Genomic DNA, 18,799 nt, shown 5'->3' with positions numbered 1-18,799 from the left:
ACATGCTCTCCGTGTATGAATCGGTAGCGGATGCTTCCATGTTGCTGGAAAGTGACCCAACCCACAACTATGGCGCCGCTACCCTCTGCATTCGTTACCAAACCCGAGTTGGACTACCGACATGTGAAAAGACCGCGACGGACACATGAAAAGAGACCGCCTGGTGCGTTGGACACCGGGCGGCCTCTTGGCGATTACCGAGAAATCACCCGATATTGGCGGACATATCCGGGATCATCCGATAGACCTCGTCGGCCCAATAGGTCCAGTTGTGCACACCGACGGCCGGGAAGTCGTAGGTGGCGTTGTTGGCGCCGAGCGAGAGCATGCGGACCTGGAACGCACGGGTATTGGCCAGCGCGAGCGCCTCGAGCCCCATCGCGTTGAAGGTGTTGAAACTCAGGCCGTCCTTTGCGCTCGGCAGCGCACTGCCCGCGGACACCCACAGCCGAGTGTTGTTGGCCTTCAGCCGCGGTGCGAACACGAACGGATCCATCCGCAGCCACTGCGGGCCCCACGGCGGCGCCATCGCGTCGATATTGAAGCCGCCCGCATCCAGCATGGCCACCCGCAACGCCTCGCGCATACCCGGCGCCGAGATGTTCAGGTAGCCGGAATACGAACCGGCATAACGGAACTGGTCCGGATGGTAGGCCGCGAGGGTGAGCGCGGCACTGCCGCCCATGGATAGGCCGAACACGGCGTTGCCGTTGGGGTTGAAGCCCAAACGATCTCGCAGCGCGTAGCGCAGGTCCTGGGTGAGGAAGGTCTCCCACTTGTAGGTGTTCGACTTGCCGAGGCCCGCGGAACCGGAAAGCAGGCCGGACCCGGAATCGCCGGAACCGCTGGACGACAAGCCGGCACTACCGGAACTGCCTGAGCTGCCGAGTCCGAAGAAATTGCTCGGCCCGAGCCAGTCGGCGTAGAAGCTCGACGGCCCACCCACCGGCATCACGACGTTCATGTTCCATTTGGTCAGCTCGCGCACGACCTCGGTGTCGACTTCCCAGCCGCTCAGATCCGGTCGCGCCCGCATGCCGTCCAGCGCGTAGACCACGCGCCTGGTGTTGCCGTCCGCGGCACGGAAGACCCGGTTCTTGATCGGGCCCATGCTGGAATCGACCCAGAAATCGAAGCCGTCGGGATTGAACGCCGCCGACGCCTGGCCTGCCGGACCTGTTACCGACACCCCGAGCGGTAGCAGAATCGCCATCGACACCAGCACCGAACGCTTGAACCACGATCCGGCTCTTCGAGTATTCAGACGCCCGAACACGCCTCGCATCAGTTTCGACCTCTCGTTCCTGCGGCAGCCAAGGCGGCCGTCTCACGATGACCCGCCGCTACCCCCCAACAAGTGGACGTCACGACGGGCGTACTTTCGCAGCCTAGCGTGTCATCGTTAGCCGGGCGTTATCGAACCGAGACAGCCGAGCAAGCACCCCTTTGTGTGACCCGACCAAAGACAGACGCCGGGCCCGGTGCGAACACCGGGCCCGGCGAGGCTGTGATCAGCGCGGCGGTTGTGGGTAAGGATCTACCAGGCCGCACCGCTGGATCTCGTACTTGGGCACTCGATCAATGCGGTATTTGGCGAACGTCAGCGCATTGCGCAGGTTGTGCCGGAAACGCTCGAAGGTGAACGGGTCCCGGTAGGACACCAGCAGCGCCTCGGTGGCCGGGCACGACATCGCGGTGCGCGCCTGCGCCACCCACTTGGGGTCCATGTACCAGGGCAGCCACGGGCGCTGGTCCACCATGCCGGTGTCGACGACGACCCAGTCCGAGTACAGGCTCTTGTCGTGCCCGATCCGGCCGTCGACGAGCCGCTCGGTGTGCGCGGCCAGCGGATAGGCCAGGCCCATCGGGTCGATCACGCGCACGTTGAGCGGAACGTTCATGCTCGTCATGCCGAGGTTGAGGAAGTAAACGGTATGGCCTGCCCCGCCGTCCGGGATCGGCTGCGGCGGAAAGCCCATGTCCCAGAACATGAACGACGGCGAGTTCAGCAGCAGGCCACCGTCCGGATGCGCGGCGATGGTGTCGACCATGGACCGGATCCGCGGGTAGTCCAGGTAGTCCTCGGCCAGGATCGGATGATCGTGGCCGGTGTTGAGGACGTAGTAGACGCGCTCGTCGACGATGCCGGTCGAACTGATCTTGGTGCCGGTCTTGATAGCCGTGGTGCCCGCGGCGAACAAGGCCCAGCCCGCTGTGCCGAGCAGCGCGAACGCGATCACCACGAAGGACAAGTCGGCGGCGCTCGCCGCGCGAAGTCCGCCCTGCGGCAACCGGATCGGCACCACCGCGACCGGGAGCAGCAGCAGGAACAACTGCGGAAGCAGCATCCGGCCGTGCATGAAGTCGCCGCCGACGCGCAGCGCGTAGAGCGTCAGCAGGAAACCGCTCACCAGCACCAGCGTGACCACCGCGGCGGGCGAGCGCAGCCACTCGCGCACCAGGCGCGCGTTCCAGCGACGTGCTGATTCGGGGGCGGCGTGCCGCCCGGCCGGATCGGCCTCGGCGGACTTGGCCCGTGCCGCGACGACGCCCCCGGCGAGCAGCACGAGCAACGGCACCCACAGGTAGTACGGGCCGACCAGATCCCAGAGGTAGGTGAAACCCTGTCCCCACTTGGCGCCGCCCGCGTCCTTGGCGACCGCGGTGTTCGGATAGGGCAGGCCGTAGTAGCCCATCCGCCAGACCTGATAGCCCATCGGCACCAGGCCCGCGACAGCAATGATCAAGCCGCGCAACACGATCGGGCGCAGCCGGGACTCCGGCATCGGCGCGATGACGATCATCAGCAAGGCGAGGCCGCCGACCAGCGTCATCTCGGGACGAATCAGCGGAGCCAGGCCGGCGAGGAAAACCAGGCCGAGCAGCGCAGGCACGCGCACCCGATCCGTAACGGCCCACCGCATCAGCAGCCACCACAGCAGGCCGAGCCAGCAGATCACCAGCCCGCTCTCCAAGCCGGAGGTGACGTAGTCACGGGCGGGCGGGATCGCGATGTAGACGAGCACACCGGCAGGCAGCAGCAGCGTGGCACGGGTGCCGCCCCACAGCCGGGACGCGCCGAGCATGGCGAACACCACCGCGGCCAGCGACGCCGTCAGCGCGACACCGAGCACCACGTACTCCAGCCGCGCCTGGGTCAGCCAGCTGAAGAACCAGACGAGGTAGGTCCACGCGGTGCTGGTGTTGGTCTCGACCCGCTCGCCCTCGTTGAAGACGGGGCCGTTGCCTGCCAGCAGGTTTCGCACCGTGCGCAGCACGATGAGGCCGTCGTCGGCGATCCAGCGGCGCTGCCAGCCGCCGACGGCGAAAAGGACGACGGTGAGGACGATCCCACCGACGAACGTGGCTTTGGATAGCCGGGCGAACCGCAACGCCGAGCGGGCCGGCTGTGCAGCCGGCCCCTCGTTCGCGTATTCCGTTCGCTCCACTCCCGCTACCAACATCTCGTCAGGTGAGATAGACAGCGACACCTACCGCTCCGATCCAGGCAATTGCGAGGAACTGGAGGACACGATCCCCCAGCGCGATCTCTTCGGGTTCACCGGCCTCGCCGCCATCGACGTCGACCGCGTAACGCAGAATTGCGATGGTAAACGGAATCATAGAGATGGCGTACCAATTGGTGTCTTTCAGGCTGTCCTGCTGGAAGGCCCACAGCCCGTAGAACACCACGACGGCGGTCGCCGCGAGCGTCCAGATGAAGCGCAGATAGGTCGGCGTGTAGTACTCGAGCGACTTGCGGATCTTGGCGCCGGTGCCGAGCGCGATCTGCAGTTCGGCGTAGCGCTTGCCCGCCGCCATGAACAGCGAACCGAACGCCATGACGAGCAGGAACCATTGCGACGGAGCGATATCCGCGGCCGCGCCACCGGCGACGGCACGCAGCAGGAAGCCGGAGGACACGATGCAGATGTCCAGCACCGCCTGGTGCTTGAGACCGAAGCAGTAGGCCAGCTGGATGCCGATGTAGACCGCGATCACGACCGCCAGATGCCAGGAGGCGAGGAACGATCCGGCGATCGATCCGGCGAGCAGCAGGACGGCGAGCAGGTAGGCCAGGTTCACCGGCACGACACCGGCCGCGATCGGCCGGTACCGCTTGGTCGGGTGCGCCCGGTCGGCCTCCACGTCAAGCGCGTCGTTGACCAGGTAGATGCCGGAGGCCGCCATGCAGAACACCACGAACGCGATGCCGACGGAGGTCAGTACGTCCAGCTCGTTGACCGAGGCCGCGGCCACCGGTGCGGCGAGCACCAAGACGTTCTTGATCCACTGCCGCGGCCGGACAGCCTTGAACAGCCCACCGGCCAACGTCTTCGGTGGGCCCTTGACGACCCCTTCGGCTAGGTCGGTCCCGGTCGGCTCTTCACTCATCTCAGCGGAGGCTCTTTCTTGTGCGGCGGTCATCGAGTCTCTTTTCAGCGGCGAGCACAGCGGCCGCGGAGGCGGCGCCGAGCGCGGAACCCGCGAGCACATCGGAGGGATAATGCACCCCGAGCACAACTCGGGAAAGCAGCATCGGCGGCACGAGCACCGCAGGCAAGGGTAGCCCGGTCAATCTGCCGAGCAACACGGCCGCCGCGGTGGTCGAGGTGGCGTGCGACGACGGGAAGCTCAGCTTGCTCGGCGTCGACACATTGACCTGCACCGACGGGTCGTTCGGGCGGGGTCTGCGGACGATCCGCTTGATCACGATCGATGCGGCGTGCGCGCCGACCGCGCCGACCGCGACGCCGGCCCACTGCCTGCGGCGTGGCTTGTCGACGAGCCAGCCCGCCGCGGCGATGCCGACCCAGCCGAGCGCGTGCTCGCCGAAATGCGACATGCCGCGGGCGGCCTTGATCACCTCGGGAGTGGCGATCCTCGACTGCACCGCGTTGATGATCTGCACCTCGGGCGGCGTCTGGCCCGCCGACGGCACGGCGGACACCGGTCCGCCGTGGCCGTTCGTGCTCTGCATCGGGTTCACGGCGGTGTTGTCCGCTGCGCCCAAACTCACGACTTCTCACCCTTCGTGTCGGCGCCGATGCCGAAGGCATTCTCCCAGGCCGCGGTGCTGGTCAGCTGCGGGTGGGCGGCGCGGTAACGCTGCTGCATTTCGGGGAAGCGCGCGGCCAGCTCCTTGCGCAGGCGCATCGCTTCCTTGAACAGGCCGAGGGCCTGGCGCGGGTCCCGCTTGCGGTAGACCACCCCGCGCCCGTCGGCGGTGGTGACGGTAACCCCGTCGACCTGCGACAGCAAGAACCACCGCGCGTCCAGCGTCGGCACATTCAGCTGCGGGGTCTCGTAATGCTGGGTGTGCGCCGGGCGCAGGTTGTGCACAACGCCCTTGGCCAGCCGAACCACCTTGGCGATCGGGTTGGCAGGCTCACCCACCGCGCCCACCTCGAGGTGGCTGGCCAGCGGCAGCTCGGTGGACGACGGCAGGATCACCGCGTCCGGGTACTGCTTGCGCAGCGCGTGCACGGCGCCGAGAGCGCTCGGCAGCAGCTGGAACAGTCGCTCCGGACCAGCCAGGAAGTCGCGGATCGCCAGGTTCTGGATGGCGACCGTCGAATACTCCAGGCAGAGCAGGTGTTTCAGCGTCGCCTTGATGGTGTTGACCACCATGCCCCTGCCGTTGCCAGGCAGGTGCAGCGACGCGACGACCAGCCGGTTGCGCAGGTGGAAGTACGCCTGCCAGTCGATGGCGTCGTCCTTGTCGCTCCACGCCATGTGCCACACCGCGGCACCGGGCAGGGTGACCGTGTTGTAGCCGTGGTCGCGCGCCCGCAGGCCGTACTCGACGTCGTCCCACTTCAGGAACAGCGGCAGCGGCTGACCGATCTCCTCGGCGACCCGGCGCGGGATCACGCAGGTCCACCAGCCGTTGAAGTCGACGTCGATGCGCCGGTGCAGCAGCTTGGAGTTGTCGCGGTCCTTCAGCGGATACTTCGAAAAGTCGTGGTCGTACTCGACATTCGGTGCCGAGGTCCACATGAAGACGCCGCGGTCGACGACCTCGCCCATGCTGTGCAGGTGCGAGCGCTCCTGCAGGTTGAGCATCTGCCCGCCGACCAGCATCGGCTTCTTGGCGAAGCGGGCGAAGGCCAGCGCGCGCAGGATCGAGTCCGGCTCGATCTCGATGTCGTCGTCCATGTAGACGATGTACTGGGCGTCGGTCGTCTTCAGCGCCTCGTACATCACCCGGCTGTAGCCGCCGGAGCCGCCGAGGTTGGGCTGGTTGTGGATGGACAGCCGGTCGCCGAGCGGCGCGGCGGCCTCGGCGAAGCCCGGCTCGTCGACCACCTTGCGGTTGCCCTGGTCGGCGACGATCACCGCGGCGATCTTCGCCAGCACCAGCGGGTCGGAGCCAAGCGCGGCAAGGGTTTTCACCAGATCCGTCGGCCGGTTGAAGGTCGGCATGCCGACCGCGATGCTGCCCTCGTCCGGCGCCTCGATCGGCGCGTACCAGCCGCCCGCCAGCAGCGTGACCGCCGTGTCGGTGGTGATGTCGAACCAGATCCAGCCGCCGTCCTCGAACGGGCCCAGATCGGTCTCGAACTCGACGTGCACCGACTCGGTGCCAGGCGCGACGGCGAATTCCTTGCCCTGCACGTGGATTCGCGAACCATCCGCCTTCGAGCGGTACACGTCCACCCGGCCGTGGCCAGCCAGCTCCAGACGAAGCACCACCGAGGGCAGGATGCTCCAGCGGCGCCAGTAGCTCGCGGGCAGCGCGTTGAAGTAGGTGCAGAACGACACCTCGGACTCCGCGCCGATCGACAGCGAGGTGCGGGTGGCGGCGTGCGCGCGCTTGGCGTTGGTCTTGGATTCCTCGACGTAGAGGGTGCGCACGTCGAGCGGTTCACCCGGCCGGGGCAGGATGATCCGCTGCAGCAGCGATGTCGCGCGAGTCTCGGTGGTCATGTCTTCCAAAAGGGGCTGGGAGGTCATTCTGCACTTTCGTCGACAAGGGGGGCACCCGTCTCCAGGTGCGGCCGCAGCACATTGTCGAACATGCTCAGCGCGCTACCGATCGCCATGTGCATGTCCAAGTACTGGTACGTGCCGAGACGGCCACCGAAAAGGACCTTCTCCGTTGCGGTTTCCTTCTTGGCGAGTGCCCGGTACGCGGTGAGCTTGGCACGGTCCTCCGGCGTGTTGATCGGGTAGTACGGCTCGTCGCCGGTCTGCGCGAACCGGGAGAACTCGCGCATGATGACCGTCTTGTCGGCCGGGTAGTCCCGCTCAGGGTGGAAGTGGCGCGGCTCGATGATGCGGGTGTACGGCACGTCCGCGTCGTTGTAGTTCATCACCGAGGTGCCCTGGAAGTCGCCGGTCTCGAGCACCTCGGTCTCGAAATCGATGGTGCGCCAGCCGAGTTCGCCCTCTTGGTAATCGAAGTAGCGGTCGAGCGGGCCGGTGTAGACGACCGGGGCGTCCGGGTTGGCCGCGCGCAGCTCGTCACGCACCTCGAACCAGTCGGTGTTGACCCTGACCTCGATGAGCTCCGAGGCGGCCATGTTCTCCAGCCACTTCGTGTAGCCCTCTTTGGGCAGGCCCTCGTAGGTGTCGTTGAAGTAGCGGTTGTCGAAGGTGTAGCGCACCGGCAGGCGGGTGATGTTGCCCGCGGGCAGTTCCTTCGGGTCGGTCTGCCACTGCTTGGCGGTGTAGTCGCGGATGAACGCCTCGTAGAGCGGGCGGCCGATCAGCGAGATCGCCTTCTCCTCGAGGTTCTGCGCGTCCTTCGTCTCGAACTCGGCGGCCTGCTCCGCGATGAGCTTGCGGGCCTCCTCCGGCGTGAAGTAGCGGCCGAAGAACTGCGAGATCAGGCCGAGGCCCATCGGGAACTGGTAGGCCTGGCCCTTGTGGTACGCGTAGACGTGGTGCCGGTAACCGGTGAACTCGGTGAACTGGGTGACGTAGTCCCACACGCGCTTGTTCGAGGTGTGGAACAGGTGCGCACCGTACTTGTGGATCTCGATCCCGGTATCCGGATCCGGTTCCGAATAGGCGTTGCCGCCCATGTGGTAGCGACGATCGATCACCAGCACGCGTTTGCCCAGCTGGCTGGCGGCGCGTTCGGCGATGGTCAACCCGAAGAAGCCGGAGCCGACAACAATCAAATCGAACTGTGCGGTGGAGTTGGCGGAGTTACCCGGGGACGATGCGACGGTCACGGGAGCCCAGAGTATCGGAAGTCTGCGCCCGGCCCCGGCGGAGTCGCGAGGTGTGTGGTTGTGCACGCTGCCCAAGACCCATTTCAGCGCTTCTAGCTGGGCGATATGCGTCGTTTGGCCACCAGAACTTTGCCGAATGTTGGCAAAGCATCCTGCGGACCCGGCGCGGTCTCCACTCAGCTCGGGAAGCCGACCTCGACCTCGAGGTCGAGGCGCTCGGTGTACATCCGCCAATAGAGCTCGCCGAGTTCGTCATTGCCGACGCGGGTGAGCTCGAGGCCTGCGGGCACCAACTCCGGATGTTCGTCGACGATCTGCTCGGCCTTGCTGTTGCCGATCAGCGCGCCGACATTGAGCAGGCCGATGTAGACGCCGGTGTCGCGCAGTTCGGCGGCCAGCTGGTGCAGGTAGCCACGCTGGGCGGCGAGTGCGACGCCGAAGTTGGACAGGTAGGGCATCGGGGTGCGGTCGGATGCTCCCGACGAGAACAGCAGCGCGCCCGCGCCGCGTTCGACCATCGCGGGTGCCAGCGCACGGGTCATCAGGATCGGCGAGTAGAGCTTCAGCGCCAGCGGGATACGCAGCGCGGCCTGGTCGACGTCGAGCGTGGCCTGGCTGCGGTCGGCCATGTCGGCCGCTGCCCCGTGCATTGCGACGTCGATCGGCCCGAGTATCGCTTCGATTTGCGCGACCACCGCGTTGACCTGCTTCTCGTCCGTGACGTCCGCGGGAAAGGCGGCGGCCTCGATGCCCTCGGCGGTGAGGTCGGCCGCGTGCCGCCGTGCCTTGTCGGGATTCCGCCCGAGCACCGCCACCCGGAAGCCTTCCCTGCCGAACCGTCGTGCGGTTCCCATGCCGAGTCCCGGTCCGAATCCGAATATCGCAATGATCTTCGACATGACTACCTCGTTAAGTTGAGCCCTTGTTCAAGTTAGCGTCGACCGTAGCATTAACTTGAACCAGGGCTCAACATAAATCTGCGCTCGAATTTGTAGGATCTGCGGATGCCCGTGGACAAGCCGCTACGCAGCGACGCCCGTCGCAACCGCGACGCGATCGTGAGCGCGGCTCGTGCGGTCTTCGAGGAACGCGGTCTCGACGCCCCGCTCAAGGACATCGCCGCCCGCGCAGGTGTCGCGATCGGCACCCTCTACAACCGATTCCCCACCCGCGACGACCTCATCGCCGCCGCCGTCGAAGACCGCATCGAAGCGGGCGGGCGCATCGCCGAGGAAGCGCTCGCAATCCCCGATCCCTGGGAGGCGTTCGTCTACCTGGTGGAAAAGATCTGCGAACTCCAGGCCGCCGACCGCCTCATCGGCGGGCTGGCCGTCCGCGCCGCGCCGAGCACCGCCATCGCGGCAGCCCAGGCGACCGGACACACCATGATGCGCCAAATCATCACCCGCGCACAGCAATCCGGCGCCCTTCGGGCCGACTGGGTCCTCGAGGACATCGCCTTCATCACCTGGTCCCACACCAGAATCCTCGAAGCAACGGCCACCACCGCCCCGACCGCGTGGCGCCGCCACCTCGCCCTCACCCTCGACGGTCTGCGCGCGGACGCCGCCCACCCCCTCCCGGTTCCCCCGCTGACCGACGAACAGCTGATGGAATCCCTGCGCCAGCCACACACAGAAAGACGGTCATAGCCCCACGCGGGCGGAGGTACGGGAAAGCGTCAATAACGCCGAGATGTCCAGCGAGGCTGGGCGATCCAGGTCGCGGTGGGGCGGGATGAGGCGAGGAGGAAGACGGCGAGCGGGAGGACGAGGCTGGTCAAGCTGGGGATCCAGGCGCGGTGGACCAGCGCGGAGACGCTGCCGACGAGGCCGGTGAAGACGGCGAGCAAGGGATCGGCGACGGGGCCTTCGGCGGGGTACCAGTCGATGGCGTAGTCGGGGTGGTAGCCGGTGAGGGCGCAGACGAGGGCAGCCATGCCGAACACCGACAGGACGCCGGAGGCGATGACGACGGTGTAGCGGCCCGCTTCGTCCCGGCGCGACATCAGGAAGACGCCGTAGCCGATGGCCACTGCGGCGAGGAGGGCGCCGAGGCCGGCGAACAGCACGAGTGAGCTGTCGACGTGCGGCTTTCGATCGCCGAACAACTCCAGGATGACCTTGGCGCCCCACAGATTGCACAGCGCGGTGAGCCCGGCGAGCGCGATGGTGAGGCCGGGGATCAGCTCGTTCGAGGTCGACGGGCGCGTCGTGAGGGCACCTTCGGTGGTCATGTCGTACGTCCTCCCCGTCGATGGTGGCGTGGTGATAGTAGAACGGTCGGCCGGTCCGCATCAGTATGCGGACCGGCCGGCCGGGTTGGGTGAGCTAGAGCGCGGCTTCGGCGTAGACCTTCATGGCGTCACGGACGAACTCCGCGGTGCCTGCCCCGTGCACGTCGTAGTTGGCCGCGAAACGCGGGTCGGCGGCGTACATTTCGCCGAGGCCGATGAAGGCCTCCTTCACCACGGCGCGGTTCTGCCAGCCGACGCCGAGCCAGTCCCTGTGCCGCTGGACAACGGCCTGCACCTGCGCGTTGTCGGGCGCGAGCCCGGCGGCGTGTGCCTTGCCGTAGTCGGCGGCGATGTCCAGGTGGGTCTGCATGAACGCCTGCTTGTCCGCATCGCTCATCGAGTTCCACCACTTGTCGCCGCTTTCGTAGGCGTCCTTGCCCCAGCGTTCGATCACCTCATCCTTGTACTGAGTGTGGTCGAAACCGTCGAAAACCTCTGCTGCCATGAGTTGTTCACCTCGTTCCGTCTTGTGCAGCGTGGAGTGCACCGACTCGATTTGGCGCCGGATCCGATCCTGTTCCTGCCGAAGCAGTTCCAGGTGCGTGCGCAGTGCGGCGGCGGGATCCTGTTCGCCTGCGAGAACGTCGGCGATGACCGGAAGGCCGAGGCCGAGTTCGCGCAGGAGCAGGATGCGTTGCAACCGCACCAGGGAGTTCTGGTCGTAGTAGCGGTACCCGTTGGCGCCGATCCGGCTCGGCGTCAACAGCCCGAGCTGGCCGTAGTGGCGCAGCGTGCGGCTGGTGGTTCCGGCCGCCTTGGCCAGGTCCTGGATGGACCATTCCTGGGTGCCCATGACCGTCGTCCTCCCCTCTCCTCTTGTCGGTGCTACCAGCATGCAAGTTGACGTAGCGTCAAGGTCAACCTCAATTATGGGCAGCTCAGCGGGCTGCCGCCAAGACCGGTTCAGCGGCGATCGAGATCGGGGTGACGGTCACGGTCGACGCGGCGACGGTGGCCGGCTTGGCAGGCGCGACCGGGATCGGCGTCGGCGTTCCGGTCTTGGGCCGACCCGCCAGCTGGCCGAGCAACGTGCCGCCGAGTGCGATGGCCAAACCGGTGATCTGCAGCGGGGTGAGTGCCTGGCCGAGCGCGATCCACCCGATCACCGCGGCCGACACCGGGCTCAGCAGGCCGAGGAAGGCAACCGAGGTGGCAGGCACCTTCGAGATGCCACGCACCCAGAGCCAGTAGGCCAGCGCGGTGCCGATGACGCCGATGTAGAGGTAGCCACCGACAGCCCTGCCGTCCATCGCGGGCGGTGCGCCCTCGATGAGCAGCGCCAACGGGAGGATGAAGAGCCCACCCGCAGTGAGCTGCCAGCCGGTCAGCGCGAGCGGTCCGACGCCGTCCGGCCGTCCCCAGCGCTGCGTGAGCACGGTGCCCGCCGCCATCGAGGCGGCGCCGAGCAGTCCGGCGATCACGCCGACGGTGTCGAGTTGCGCGGTGCCGCGCAGCACAACGAGTGCGACGCCGAAGACGCCGATGAGTCCGGCAATCACCTTGCGGCCGTTGGGCTTTTCGGCGAGCAGCACGGTGGCGAAGGCGAGCGCGAACATCGGCGCGACCGCGCCGAGGACGCCTGCCACGCCGCCGGGCAGCCGGTATGCGGCGAGGAAAAGCAGCGGGAAGAAGGCGCCGATATTGAGGACGCCGAGCACTGCGGCGCGTCCGATCCAGCGGCCGTGCGGCAGCATCCTGGTGATGGCCAGGAGCGCGAGACCTGCGGGCAGTGCGCGCATCAGCGCGGTGAACAGCGGGCGGTCCGGCGGCAGGAATTCGGTGGTGACGGCGTAGGTGGAACCCCAGACGATCGGTGTGAGGGCGGTGAGCGCCAGGGTGCCCGCGTACGAATTTCCGGTCCGCGGGATGGTGCTTGTGGTCATGTCGTTCGCTCCTCATTGATAATCTCAACGTTGAAATATCTACCCGCTCAAGACCCTCAGCGTCAAGTAGATGAATGTTAAGATTCTTAAAGTGGAGAGGAGAGGTCCGTGGCGGATGCGGTTGACCTGTTCACCCAGCACTGGAATCGGGAGCGACCCGATGTCGATGTGTCGCCGATGGCGGTGATCGGCCGAGTCCAGCGGCTGTCGCGACTGTTCGAACAGGAGCTGAAGCGGTTCTTCAGCGAGTTCGGCATGGAGTTCTGGGAGTTCGACGTGCTCGCCACGCTCCGCAGATCGGGCGGCGACGAAGGACTGACCGCAGGCGCGTTGATCAAGGTCGCCATGGTGACCTCGGGCGCGATCACCAACCGCATCGACCGGCTGGTGGCGAAGAACTGGGTCGAGCGCCTGCCGTGCCCCGAAGACCGCAGGGTGATCCGGGTCCGACTCACCCCGGAGGGCCGCAAGATGATCGACGACGTGCTGCCCAAGCACATGGACAACGAGCAACGCATCCTCGCCGCACTGGACCTGCCCGCGCGCGAACAACTCGCGGGCCTGCTCCGGACCCTCGCCGAATCACTCGGCGACGGCGTACCCGACTAGCCGCCGGTCGCCGCGGATTGCGCGACATCCATCGGAACCTACTGGGGCACAACGCCTGTCGGAGAAGATCCGACACAGCACCAGTCGGCGACTACGGCACGACGCCAGCTGGTGCACTTTCCGAAACGACTCCCGGCGGCGCTGCCTCTGGCGCAACGCCCTCTGGCGCAACGTCCGTAGGAGCACTGTCCGGCGCAACACCCGCCGGCGCAACATCTTTCGGAGCGTTGCCCGGCAGAGCACCAGGCGGCGCGGCCTCCGGCAGCGGACCAGTCGGAACACCTTCGGGTGCCGCGCCCGTCGGCGTACCCGAAGGATTCGGGTGGTTCGGGGTTGGGCGTGGCGTTGGGGTGGAAGCGGTGGTCGGGGCGGCGGTGGCGCCGGGCGCGACCGAGGCCGCGGGCGGCGGGGTGGCGCCGGAGGGTGCGGCAGCGGGGTCGGGGACCATCTGCATCAGCGTGGTGAAGTCGACGACCTGTGCGCCGAGGGTTTCCGTGTCGATGATGACGCCGTTGGTGAACATGCGATAGGTGCCCGCGTTTTCCGGGAGCACCATCTCGGGGCCGATCGGCTGGCCGACCGCGCTGGCGGCACCGCCGATGCGCCGGTATTCGATGTCGATCGGCGAGTCCGCGACAGCGGTCTGCCTGCGCGGATCCGTTGGCGCGTTTGGTGTTTCGGGCACGGCGGGGCCGACGTCGAAGGCGTAGATGTCGGCAGGCTCGCCGCCGTCGGGCGCCGAGGAGTACTCGGTGCGCAGGATCCGGCCGTCGCGCAACAGCACGGTGCCCGCGGTGGCGGCGATGGCGGCGGCCGTGCGCGGATCCTCCTTGACCGTGCCGGGATACACCTGACAGTCGGTGGTGTCACAGGTCTGCGCGTACGGATACCGCTGCTCGGCAAGGACATACGACCGTGCGGCGATCGCCTGCGCGCGCAATGCCTCGGCCGCACCCTTGTCCGCCCAGTTGGCCTGCACCTCGGCCGGGACGACGCCGAGCAGATAGTCCTCAACGTCGACCCGGTTGACGGTGCGCGCCAGCCCGTTCTCCGTGGCCACGCCGAGCGCGCCGCGATAGCCGGTGCCGCCGCACAGGGTCAGGTGTTCGGCGGCGGGGCGGGCCGGGCCCGGGTCGATCGGATACACCCACGGGTCTGCGGTGTCCCCCTGCCACACCACGGCGCCGTCGCAGCCGACCGTCACCACCACGTTGGCGCCGCCGTTGGGTAGCGGGGTGAGATGCGCGGCCTGTCCGCCGCCGAATTCCTGACCGGCGACACGCAAGCCTGCGTCGGCATAAGTGTCGAGCGTGGAATCGTCCTGAGTGGTGAGCCGTATTCCGACGGTAGTTGCCGGGACGGTGCTGAATTTCGCGCCGGGATAGTAGTGCGCCAAGATGCGTTCGGCGGTCCATCCCTCTTGCGCATTCGCGAATGCACCGAGCTGACTCATCCCCCTGCCGTGGCCGGGACCTGCCACGGTGCGATACAGCGTCTCCGCAGGCCATGCCCACAGCACGAGCACGGTGCCGACCAGTACTGCCGCACTACCGGTGGCGAGCAGGGAACGCCCAGGTAGTGCGGGTTGTAGTCGACCGCTTCGTGTTCGTGGTGTGCTGCGGGCGAAACTCACCCGCAGTCGTGCTCCCCCCGTGCTCTGCAAGTCCGGTGCTGTGTGACGTCGCATCCGTTCACTCCCACGGTTTTCCGGGGCCGGGCGGATTCGATACCTGTCGGCATGTCGTTCCATCCGGCCGCATTCCGAGAGCTACATTCGAGCAATCACATAATCCTCAACCAGAGGTTTAGATTTGTGACAGTTGTGACTATTGTGATCGTTGATACATCAGGAAGCAACCCTGATTCGCTGGCGATTCACTGGTTCGACCTGAATGGAGAAGCTCGTGCCGTACCGCAAACCGAAACGTTCCTACGTGCTCCCGGTTGTCACCACGCTGGCGGTAGCGGCCCCGCTCGCGGTGCTGACAATGAGCGACTCGCCCGACTATCGCTCGACCACCGGCACCGAGCTGGCCGCCGTCCCCGCTCAGCTCGCCGAGGTCGTGCTGAACGCAGCGCCCGACATCGTGCTCCCGCTGCGCGAACTCACCGGGCTCGACCTGCCTGACCTGCACCTGTCCGATCTGCGGATGCTGCCGCTGCCCGCATCCATCCCGATTCCGGACGGCCTACCCCTACCGCCTGGCATCGAGCTACCCAACGAAATCCCCTTACCCCGGCTGAATTCCCCGACTCCCGGCCAGCAGAGCGCGCCAGGTCAGCTCCCCACACCTGGATCGAACGCCACTCCCGGACAGAGTCGGACTCCCTTCCCTGGACAGGCCACCGTGCCAGGGCAAGCCAACACACCAGGCCAGGCCACCTACCCCGGCCAAGCCACCACCCCAGGGCAGGCCACGTTCCCCGGACAAGCCGCCACTCCGGGACAGACCACCTTCCCCGGACAGGCCACCGCACCTGCACCGAACGCGATCCCAGGACAAGCCACCGCACCGGGACAGGCCACGTTCCCCGGCCAAGCCGCCGCACCGGGACAGGCCACGTTCCCCGGCCAAGCCGCCGCACCGGGACAGACCACATTCCCCGGCCAAGCTGCCGCGCCAATTCCGGGCGCCGTCCCCGGACAAGCAGTCGCACCTGCGCCGAACGCCGCCCCTGGACAGGCCACGGCACCCACCTCACCAGGACAAGGCTCATTCCCCGGACAGGCAGTTACGCCGGGCCAGAGCGCGTTCCCTGGCCAAGCCGCGGAACCGGGACAGCCTGCTGTTCCTGGTCAGGCCGCACCGGCACCGAACGCCATCCCGGGACAGGCCGCGACGCCTGAGCAGGCCGCCGCACCGGCCCAAAACACCGCACCTGTACAACCGATCCCCGGACAGGCACCTGCCGGTGCACCAGCGCCGAACGTTCCGACGCCGGGCATCCCGGCGGACAACGCGGGCCAAAGCCAAACTCCGGCAACGGTTTCCGGACAGCCCGCCGAGTCAACACCCGGCGCGATGTTCGTCGCCGACCCGAGCAGGCTCGAGCCGGGCACCACACCGGATACCCCCGCGCTTGCGCCGGGTGCGGTGCCGCCGAACCTGGTCGACCAGGTCGGCGCGCAGGTCAAAGAACTCTCCAGGGACACACCGTTCAGCGTGGTCGCGGTGACCGCGGCGAATCTGGCGGACACCAAGACGATGGTCCGCGCCCGGCAGTCCAACGGCAGCTGGGGTCCGTGGTTCAGCACCGAACCGGTGGACACCCGCCGCACCGATCGCACCGCGCCCGGCGGCAAGACCGGCACCGAACCGATCTATGTCGGCACCACCAACGCGGTGCAGCTGCTGACGACCCGCAAGCCTGCCGCCGCAACGGCACCCGAGGCCACCGACGCCGCACCGTTGGTGCCGCGCTCCGACGATCCGGCGCAGATGTCCGGCATCGACCTGACCGCGGTCCTCATCGATCCGGGTCGCGGCGCCATCGACGGCGCGCTGCACAAGGTCGCCGCGCCGCTGCCCGGCGGTGGTCCCACCTTCATCAGCCGTGAGGGATGGGGCGCCGACGAGAGCATTCGCTGCGATGGGCCCACCTACGACGACGGCCCCGGCGGCGACGGCCTCGGCGGCATCACGGTGCACCACACCGCGGGACGCAACGACTACTCGAAGGAAGAATCCGCGGGCATCGTCCGCGCGATCTACACCTATCACGCACAAACGTTGGGCTGGTGCGACATCGGCTACAACGCACTGGTCGACAAGTACGGCCAGGTCTTCGAGGGCCGCTTCGGCGGACTCGACCGCGCGGTGCAGGGCGCGCACGCGGGCGGGTTCAACGAGAACACCGCTGGTGTCGCACTGATGGGCAACTACGAATCGGAATCGCCGACCGCCGAATCCATCGACGCCATCGGCAATTTCATCGGCTGGCGGTCCAGGATCGCCCACCTCGACCCGATCGGGTACACCACCATGTACTCCGAAGGCACGGAGTACACCTCCTACGCCTTGGGCCAGGCAGTGAATTTGCCGATCGTGTTCGCGCACCGCGACGTCGGCAACACCAGCTGCCCCGGCGACGCCCTCTACGGCATGATGGACCGGATCCGGTCGATCGCCGCGGGCGCCACCGGCGGATTCACCCCCGCGCCAAGCGATTACCGCGCCGGCCCGCCAAGCGACCAGAGCACCGGGACCACGCCCTCGGCACCGCAGGCCACGCCACCGCAGGCTGCGCCGCAGCGGCCCAAGCCCGATCTCACCCAGTTGGCCGCGCTGGCCAAGAAGCTGTTCGACATGGTGGATCAGAATCCGATCGCCAAGCACTGGGTCGACAAGGGCGGGGCCCGTGGACCACTCGGCGCCGTACAGTCCGAGCCGCAGCCTGCCGCGCACGGCCAGCAGTACGCCAGGTTCGCCAACGGCTACGTGTACACGGCGCATGACGGCCAGATCATCGAGGTGCTCGGTGCGATCCTCGACCGCTTCCTGCAGCTCGGCGGCGACGCAGGTGTGCTCGGCCTGCCGACGAGCAACGCCTACACCATCCCGAACGGGCTGCGCTCGGACTTCCAGAACGGTTCACTGATCCTCAACCAGATGACCGGCATCGTCACCACGGTCTGGAAGACCTACAACGACACCTACCAGCAGGAAGTGGCGCGCAGTGCGCCGGTCCCCGCAGAGGCTCCAGTACCCGCGGAGGTCCAAGCACCCGCGGTGACACCAGCACCGACCGAGTCCTCGGCGCCCGCCGAAGCACCTGCCGCTGCCCAGGCCCCTCTCCAGATCCCTTCTCAAGCAGAAGTATTCGCTCCTGCCCGGACGCCCGCTCCCGCGGGCTGAACCCGGTCCGCTCTCCTCGGAGCTCGCCGCCCGTGACCACGTCACCGGCCGCGAGCTCCGAGTTCGTTTACGGCGCGCTCAGACCCACCAGCGCTCGAGGACGCGGGCGACACCGTCCTCGGAGTTGGATTGGGCCACCTCGTCGGCGGCCGCGATGGCTTCGGGGTGCGCGTTGGCCATCGCGACACCGTGGCCTGCCATGGTGAGCATCGGGACGTCGTTGGGCATGTCGCCGAACGCGACGATGTTGGTCGGCTCGACGCCGAGGCGTTGGGCGACCAGCGCGAGGCCGGAGGCCTTGGTGACGCCGGGCGCGGACAGTTCGATCAGCCCGTGCTCGGTGGAGTAGGTGATGTCGGCGCGCTCGCCGATCAGCGGGGCGAGCACGGTGCGCATGTCGGAGCTGCGCGCGCCGGGTAGTCGGATCAGCATCTTGATGGCTGGCGCGTCGATGACCTCGTGCCTGGCGACCGAGGTGTCGTCCGGGTTCAGCCAGGCGTGCTCGTAGAGCGGTGAGCTGACGAACTGCGGGGTGACCGCGTCGTGCGCGCTCGCCCCGACCCGTTCGGCCGCGAGACCGCACCCCGGCAGCGCCTTCTCGGCGATGTCCGCGAGCGAGGACAGCGTCGCCACGTCCAACGTCATGCTGGCCAGCACCCGGTCGGTGGCACTGTCGTAGATCACCGCCCCGTTGCCGCACACGCACAGCGGCGCGTAGCCGAGTCCGTTGACGACCGGATCAATCCAGCGGGGCGGGCGTCCGGTGGCGAGCACGAACGGCACACCGTCGCCGATCAGCGCGTCGACCGCGGCCTTGGTGCGCGCGGTGACCCGCTCGTCGTGATCGATGAGGGTGCCGTCGACATCGGTGGCCACCATCTTCGGCTTGGGCAGGTGCAGGAGGGTCACCCATTCCATCCTGCACGACAACCATCCCGTCGTGCCCGGCGTATCGCCAGGAAGGTGGCCTTG

Annotated in this window: 15 protein-coding genes; 3 read left to right on the top strand and 12 right to left on the bottom strand. The window is 67.4% G+C overall.

All coding sequences use genetic code 11. The annotated features are described in order from the left end of the window. Positions 1-205: 205 nt before the first annotated feature. From NA11_RS12550 to NA11_RS12520, 7 genes are all read right to left on the bottom strand, one after another. On the bottom strand, positions 206-1,285 hold the full coding sequence (locus NA11_RS12550; RefSeq protein WP_069162023.1) for an alpha/beta hydrolase: 1,080 nt from the start codon (positions 1,283-1,285) through the stop codon (positions 206-208). Between the two features lie 226 nt (positions 1,286-1,511). Then, positions 1,512-3,464, bottom strand: a complete 1,953-nt coding sequence (locus NA11_RS12545) for an arabinofuranosyltransferase AftB family protein (RefSeq protein ID WP_084654557.1) — start codon at positions 3,462-3,464, stop codon at positions 1,512-1,514. Positions 3,465-3,468: 4 nt separating this feature from the next. Next, positions 3,469-4,395, bottom strand: a complete 927-nt coding sequence (locus tag NA11_RS12540; RefSeq protein WP_069162021.1) for a decaprenyl-phosphate phosphoribosyltransferase — start codon at positions 4,393-4,395, stop codon at positions 3,469-3,471. A 1-nt stretch (position 4,396) separates the two neighbouring features. Further along, a complete protein-coding gene (locus tag NA11_RS12535; RefSeq protein WP_245745851.1) occupies positions 4,397-4,981 on the bottom strand; it encodes a phosphatase PAP2 family protein in 585 nt (194 codons plus the stop codon). A 35-nt stretch (positions 4,982-5,016) separates the two neighbouring features. Then, positions 5,017-6,957 (bottom strand): glycosyltransferase, encoded by a 1,941-nt coding sequence (locus tag NA11_RS12530; protein ID WP_069162020.1) that lies wholly within the window; start codon positions 6,955-6,957, stop codon positions 5,017-5,019. Beyond that, positions 6,954-8,183, bottom strand: coding sequence for a UDP-galactopyranose mutase (gene glf / locus NA11_RS12525; RefSeq protein WP_069162019.1), 1,230 nt, complete (start codon positions 8,181-8,183; stop codon positions 6,954-6,956). The genes NA11_RS12530 and glf overlap by 4 nt, the downstream gene beginning before the upstream one ends. 176 nt (positions 8,184-8,359) lie before the next feature. Then, on the bottom strand, positions 8,360-9,082 hold the full coding sequence (locus NA11_RS12520) for an SDR family NAD(P)-dependent oxidoreductase (RefSeq protein WP_069162018.1): 723 nt from the start codon (positions 9,080-9,082) through the stop codon (positions 8,360-8,362). Between the two features lie 105 nt (positions 9,083-9,187). On the opposite strand from NA11_RS12520, the gene NA11_RS12515 reads away from it, so the two are divergent. Further along, on the top strand, positions 9,188-9,835 hold the full coding sequence (locus NA11_RS12515; protein ID WP_069162017.1) for a TetR/AcrR family transcriptional regulator: 648 nt from the start codon (positions 9,188-9,190) through the stop codon (positions 9,833-9,835). A gap of 29 nt (positions 9,836-9,864) precedes the next feature. Here NA11_RS12515 and NA11_RS12510 read toward each other — a convergent pair whose 3' ends face one another. The 3 genes from NA11_RS12510 to NA11_RS12500 form a co-directional block, all read right to left on the bottom strand. Then, positions 9,865-10,419, bottom strand: a complete 555-nt coding sequence (locus NA11_RS12510; RefSeq protein ID WP_069162016.1) for an alpha/beta hydrolase family protein — start codon at positions 10,417-10,419, stop codon at positions 9,865-9,867. A 94-nt stretch (positions 10,420-10,513) separates the two neighbouring features. Further along, positions 10,514-11,272, bottom strand: a complete 759-nt coding sequence (locus NA11_RS12505; protein ID WP_069162015.1) for a MerR family transcriptional regulator — start codon at positions 11,270-11,272, stop codon at positions 10,514-10,516. Positions 11,273-11,357: 85 nt separating this feature from the next. Beyond that, the gene (locus tag NA11_RS12500; RefSeq protein ID WP_084654555.1) at positions 11,358-12,362 is read right to left on the bottom strand and encodes an EamA family transporter; all 1,005 of its coding nucleotides are present in this window, start codon (positions 12,360-12,362) and stop codon (positions 11,358-11,360) included. Positions 12,363-12,470: 108 nt separating this feature from the next. Between NA11_RS12500 and NA11_RS12495 the strand changes: the two genes are divergently transcribed. Then, on the top strand, positions 12,471-12,971 hold the full coding sequence (locus NA11_RS12495) for a MarR family winged helix-turn-helix transcriptional regulator (protein ID WP_069162014.1): 501 nt from the start codon (positions 12,471-12,473) through the stop codon (positions 12,969-12,971). A gap of 91 nt (positions 12,972-13,062) precedes the next feature. Here the strand turns inward: NA11_RS12495 and NA11_RS12490 are convergent, their stop codons facing one another. Beyond that, on the bottom strand, positions 13,063-14,658 hold the full coding sequence (locus NA11_RS12490) for a SpoIID/LytB domain-containing protein (protein WP_084654571.1): 1,596 nt from the start codon (positions 14,656-14,658) through the stop codon (positions 13,063-13,065). Between the two features lie 205 nt (positions 14,659-14,863). Here NA11_RS12490 and NA11_RS46600 point away from each other — a divergent pair, with 205 nt between their 5' ends. Next, on the top strand, positions 14,864-17,827 hold the full coding sequence (locus NA11_RS46600; protein WP_069162013.1) for an N-acetylmuramoyl-L-alanine amidase: 2,964 nt from the start codon (positions 14,864-14,866) through the stop codon (positions 17,825-17,827). Positions 17,828-17,905: 78 nt separating this feature from the next. Here the strand turns inward: NA11_RS46600 and NA11_RS12480 are convergent, their stop codons facing one another. After that, the gene (locus NA11_RS12480) at positions 17,906-18,745 is read right to left on the bottom strand and encodes a Cof-type HAD-IIB family hydrolase (protein ID WP_069162012.1); all 840 of its coding nucleotides are present in this window, start codon (positions 18,743-18,745) and stop codon (positions 17,906-17,908) included. Positions 18,746-18,799 lie beyond the last annotated feature (54 nt).

It is taken from the genome of Nocardia altamirensis NBRC 108246, from assembly GCF_001612685.1.
Classification (GTDB): domain Bacteria; phylum Actinomycetota; class Actinomycetes; order Mycobacteriales; family Mycobacteriaceae; genus Nocardia; species Nocardia altamirensis.
The sequence above is the reverse complement of the archived record's forward strand: the minus strand, read 5'-3'. Positions and strand labels throughout refer to the sequence as shown.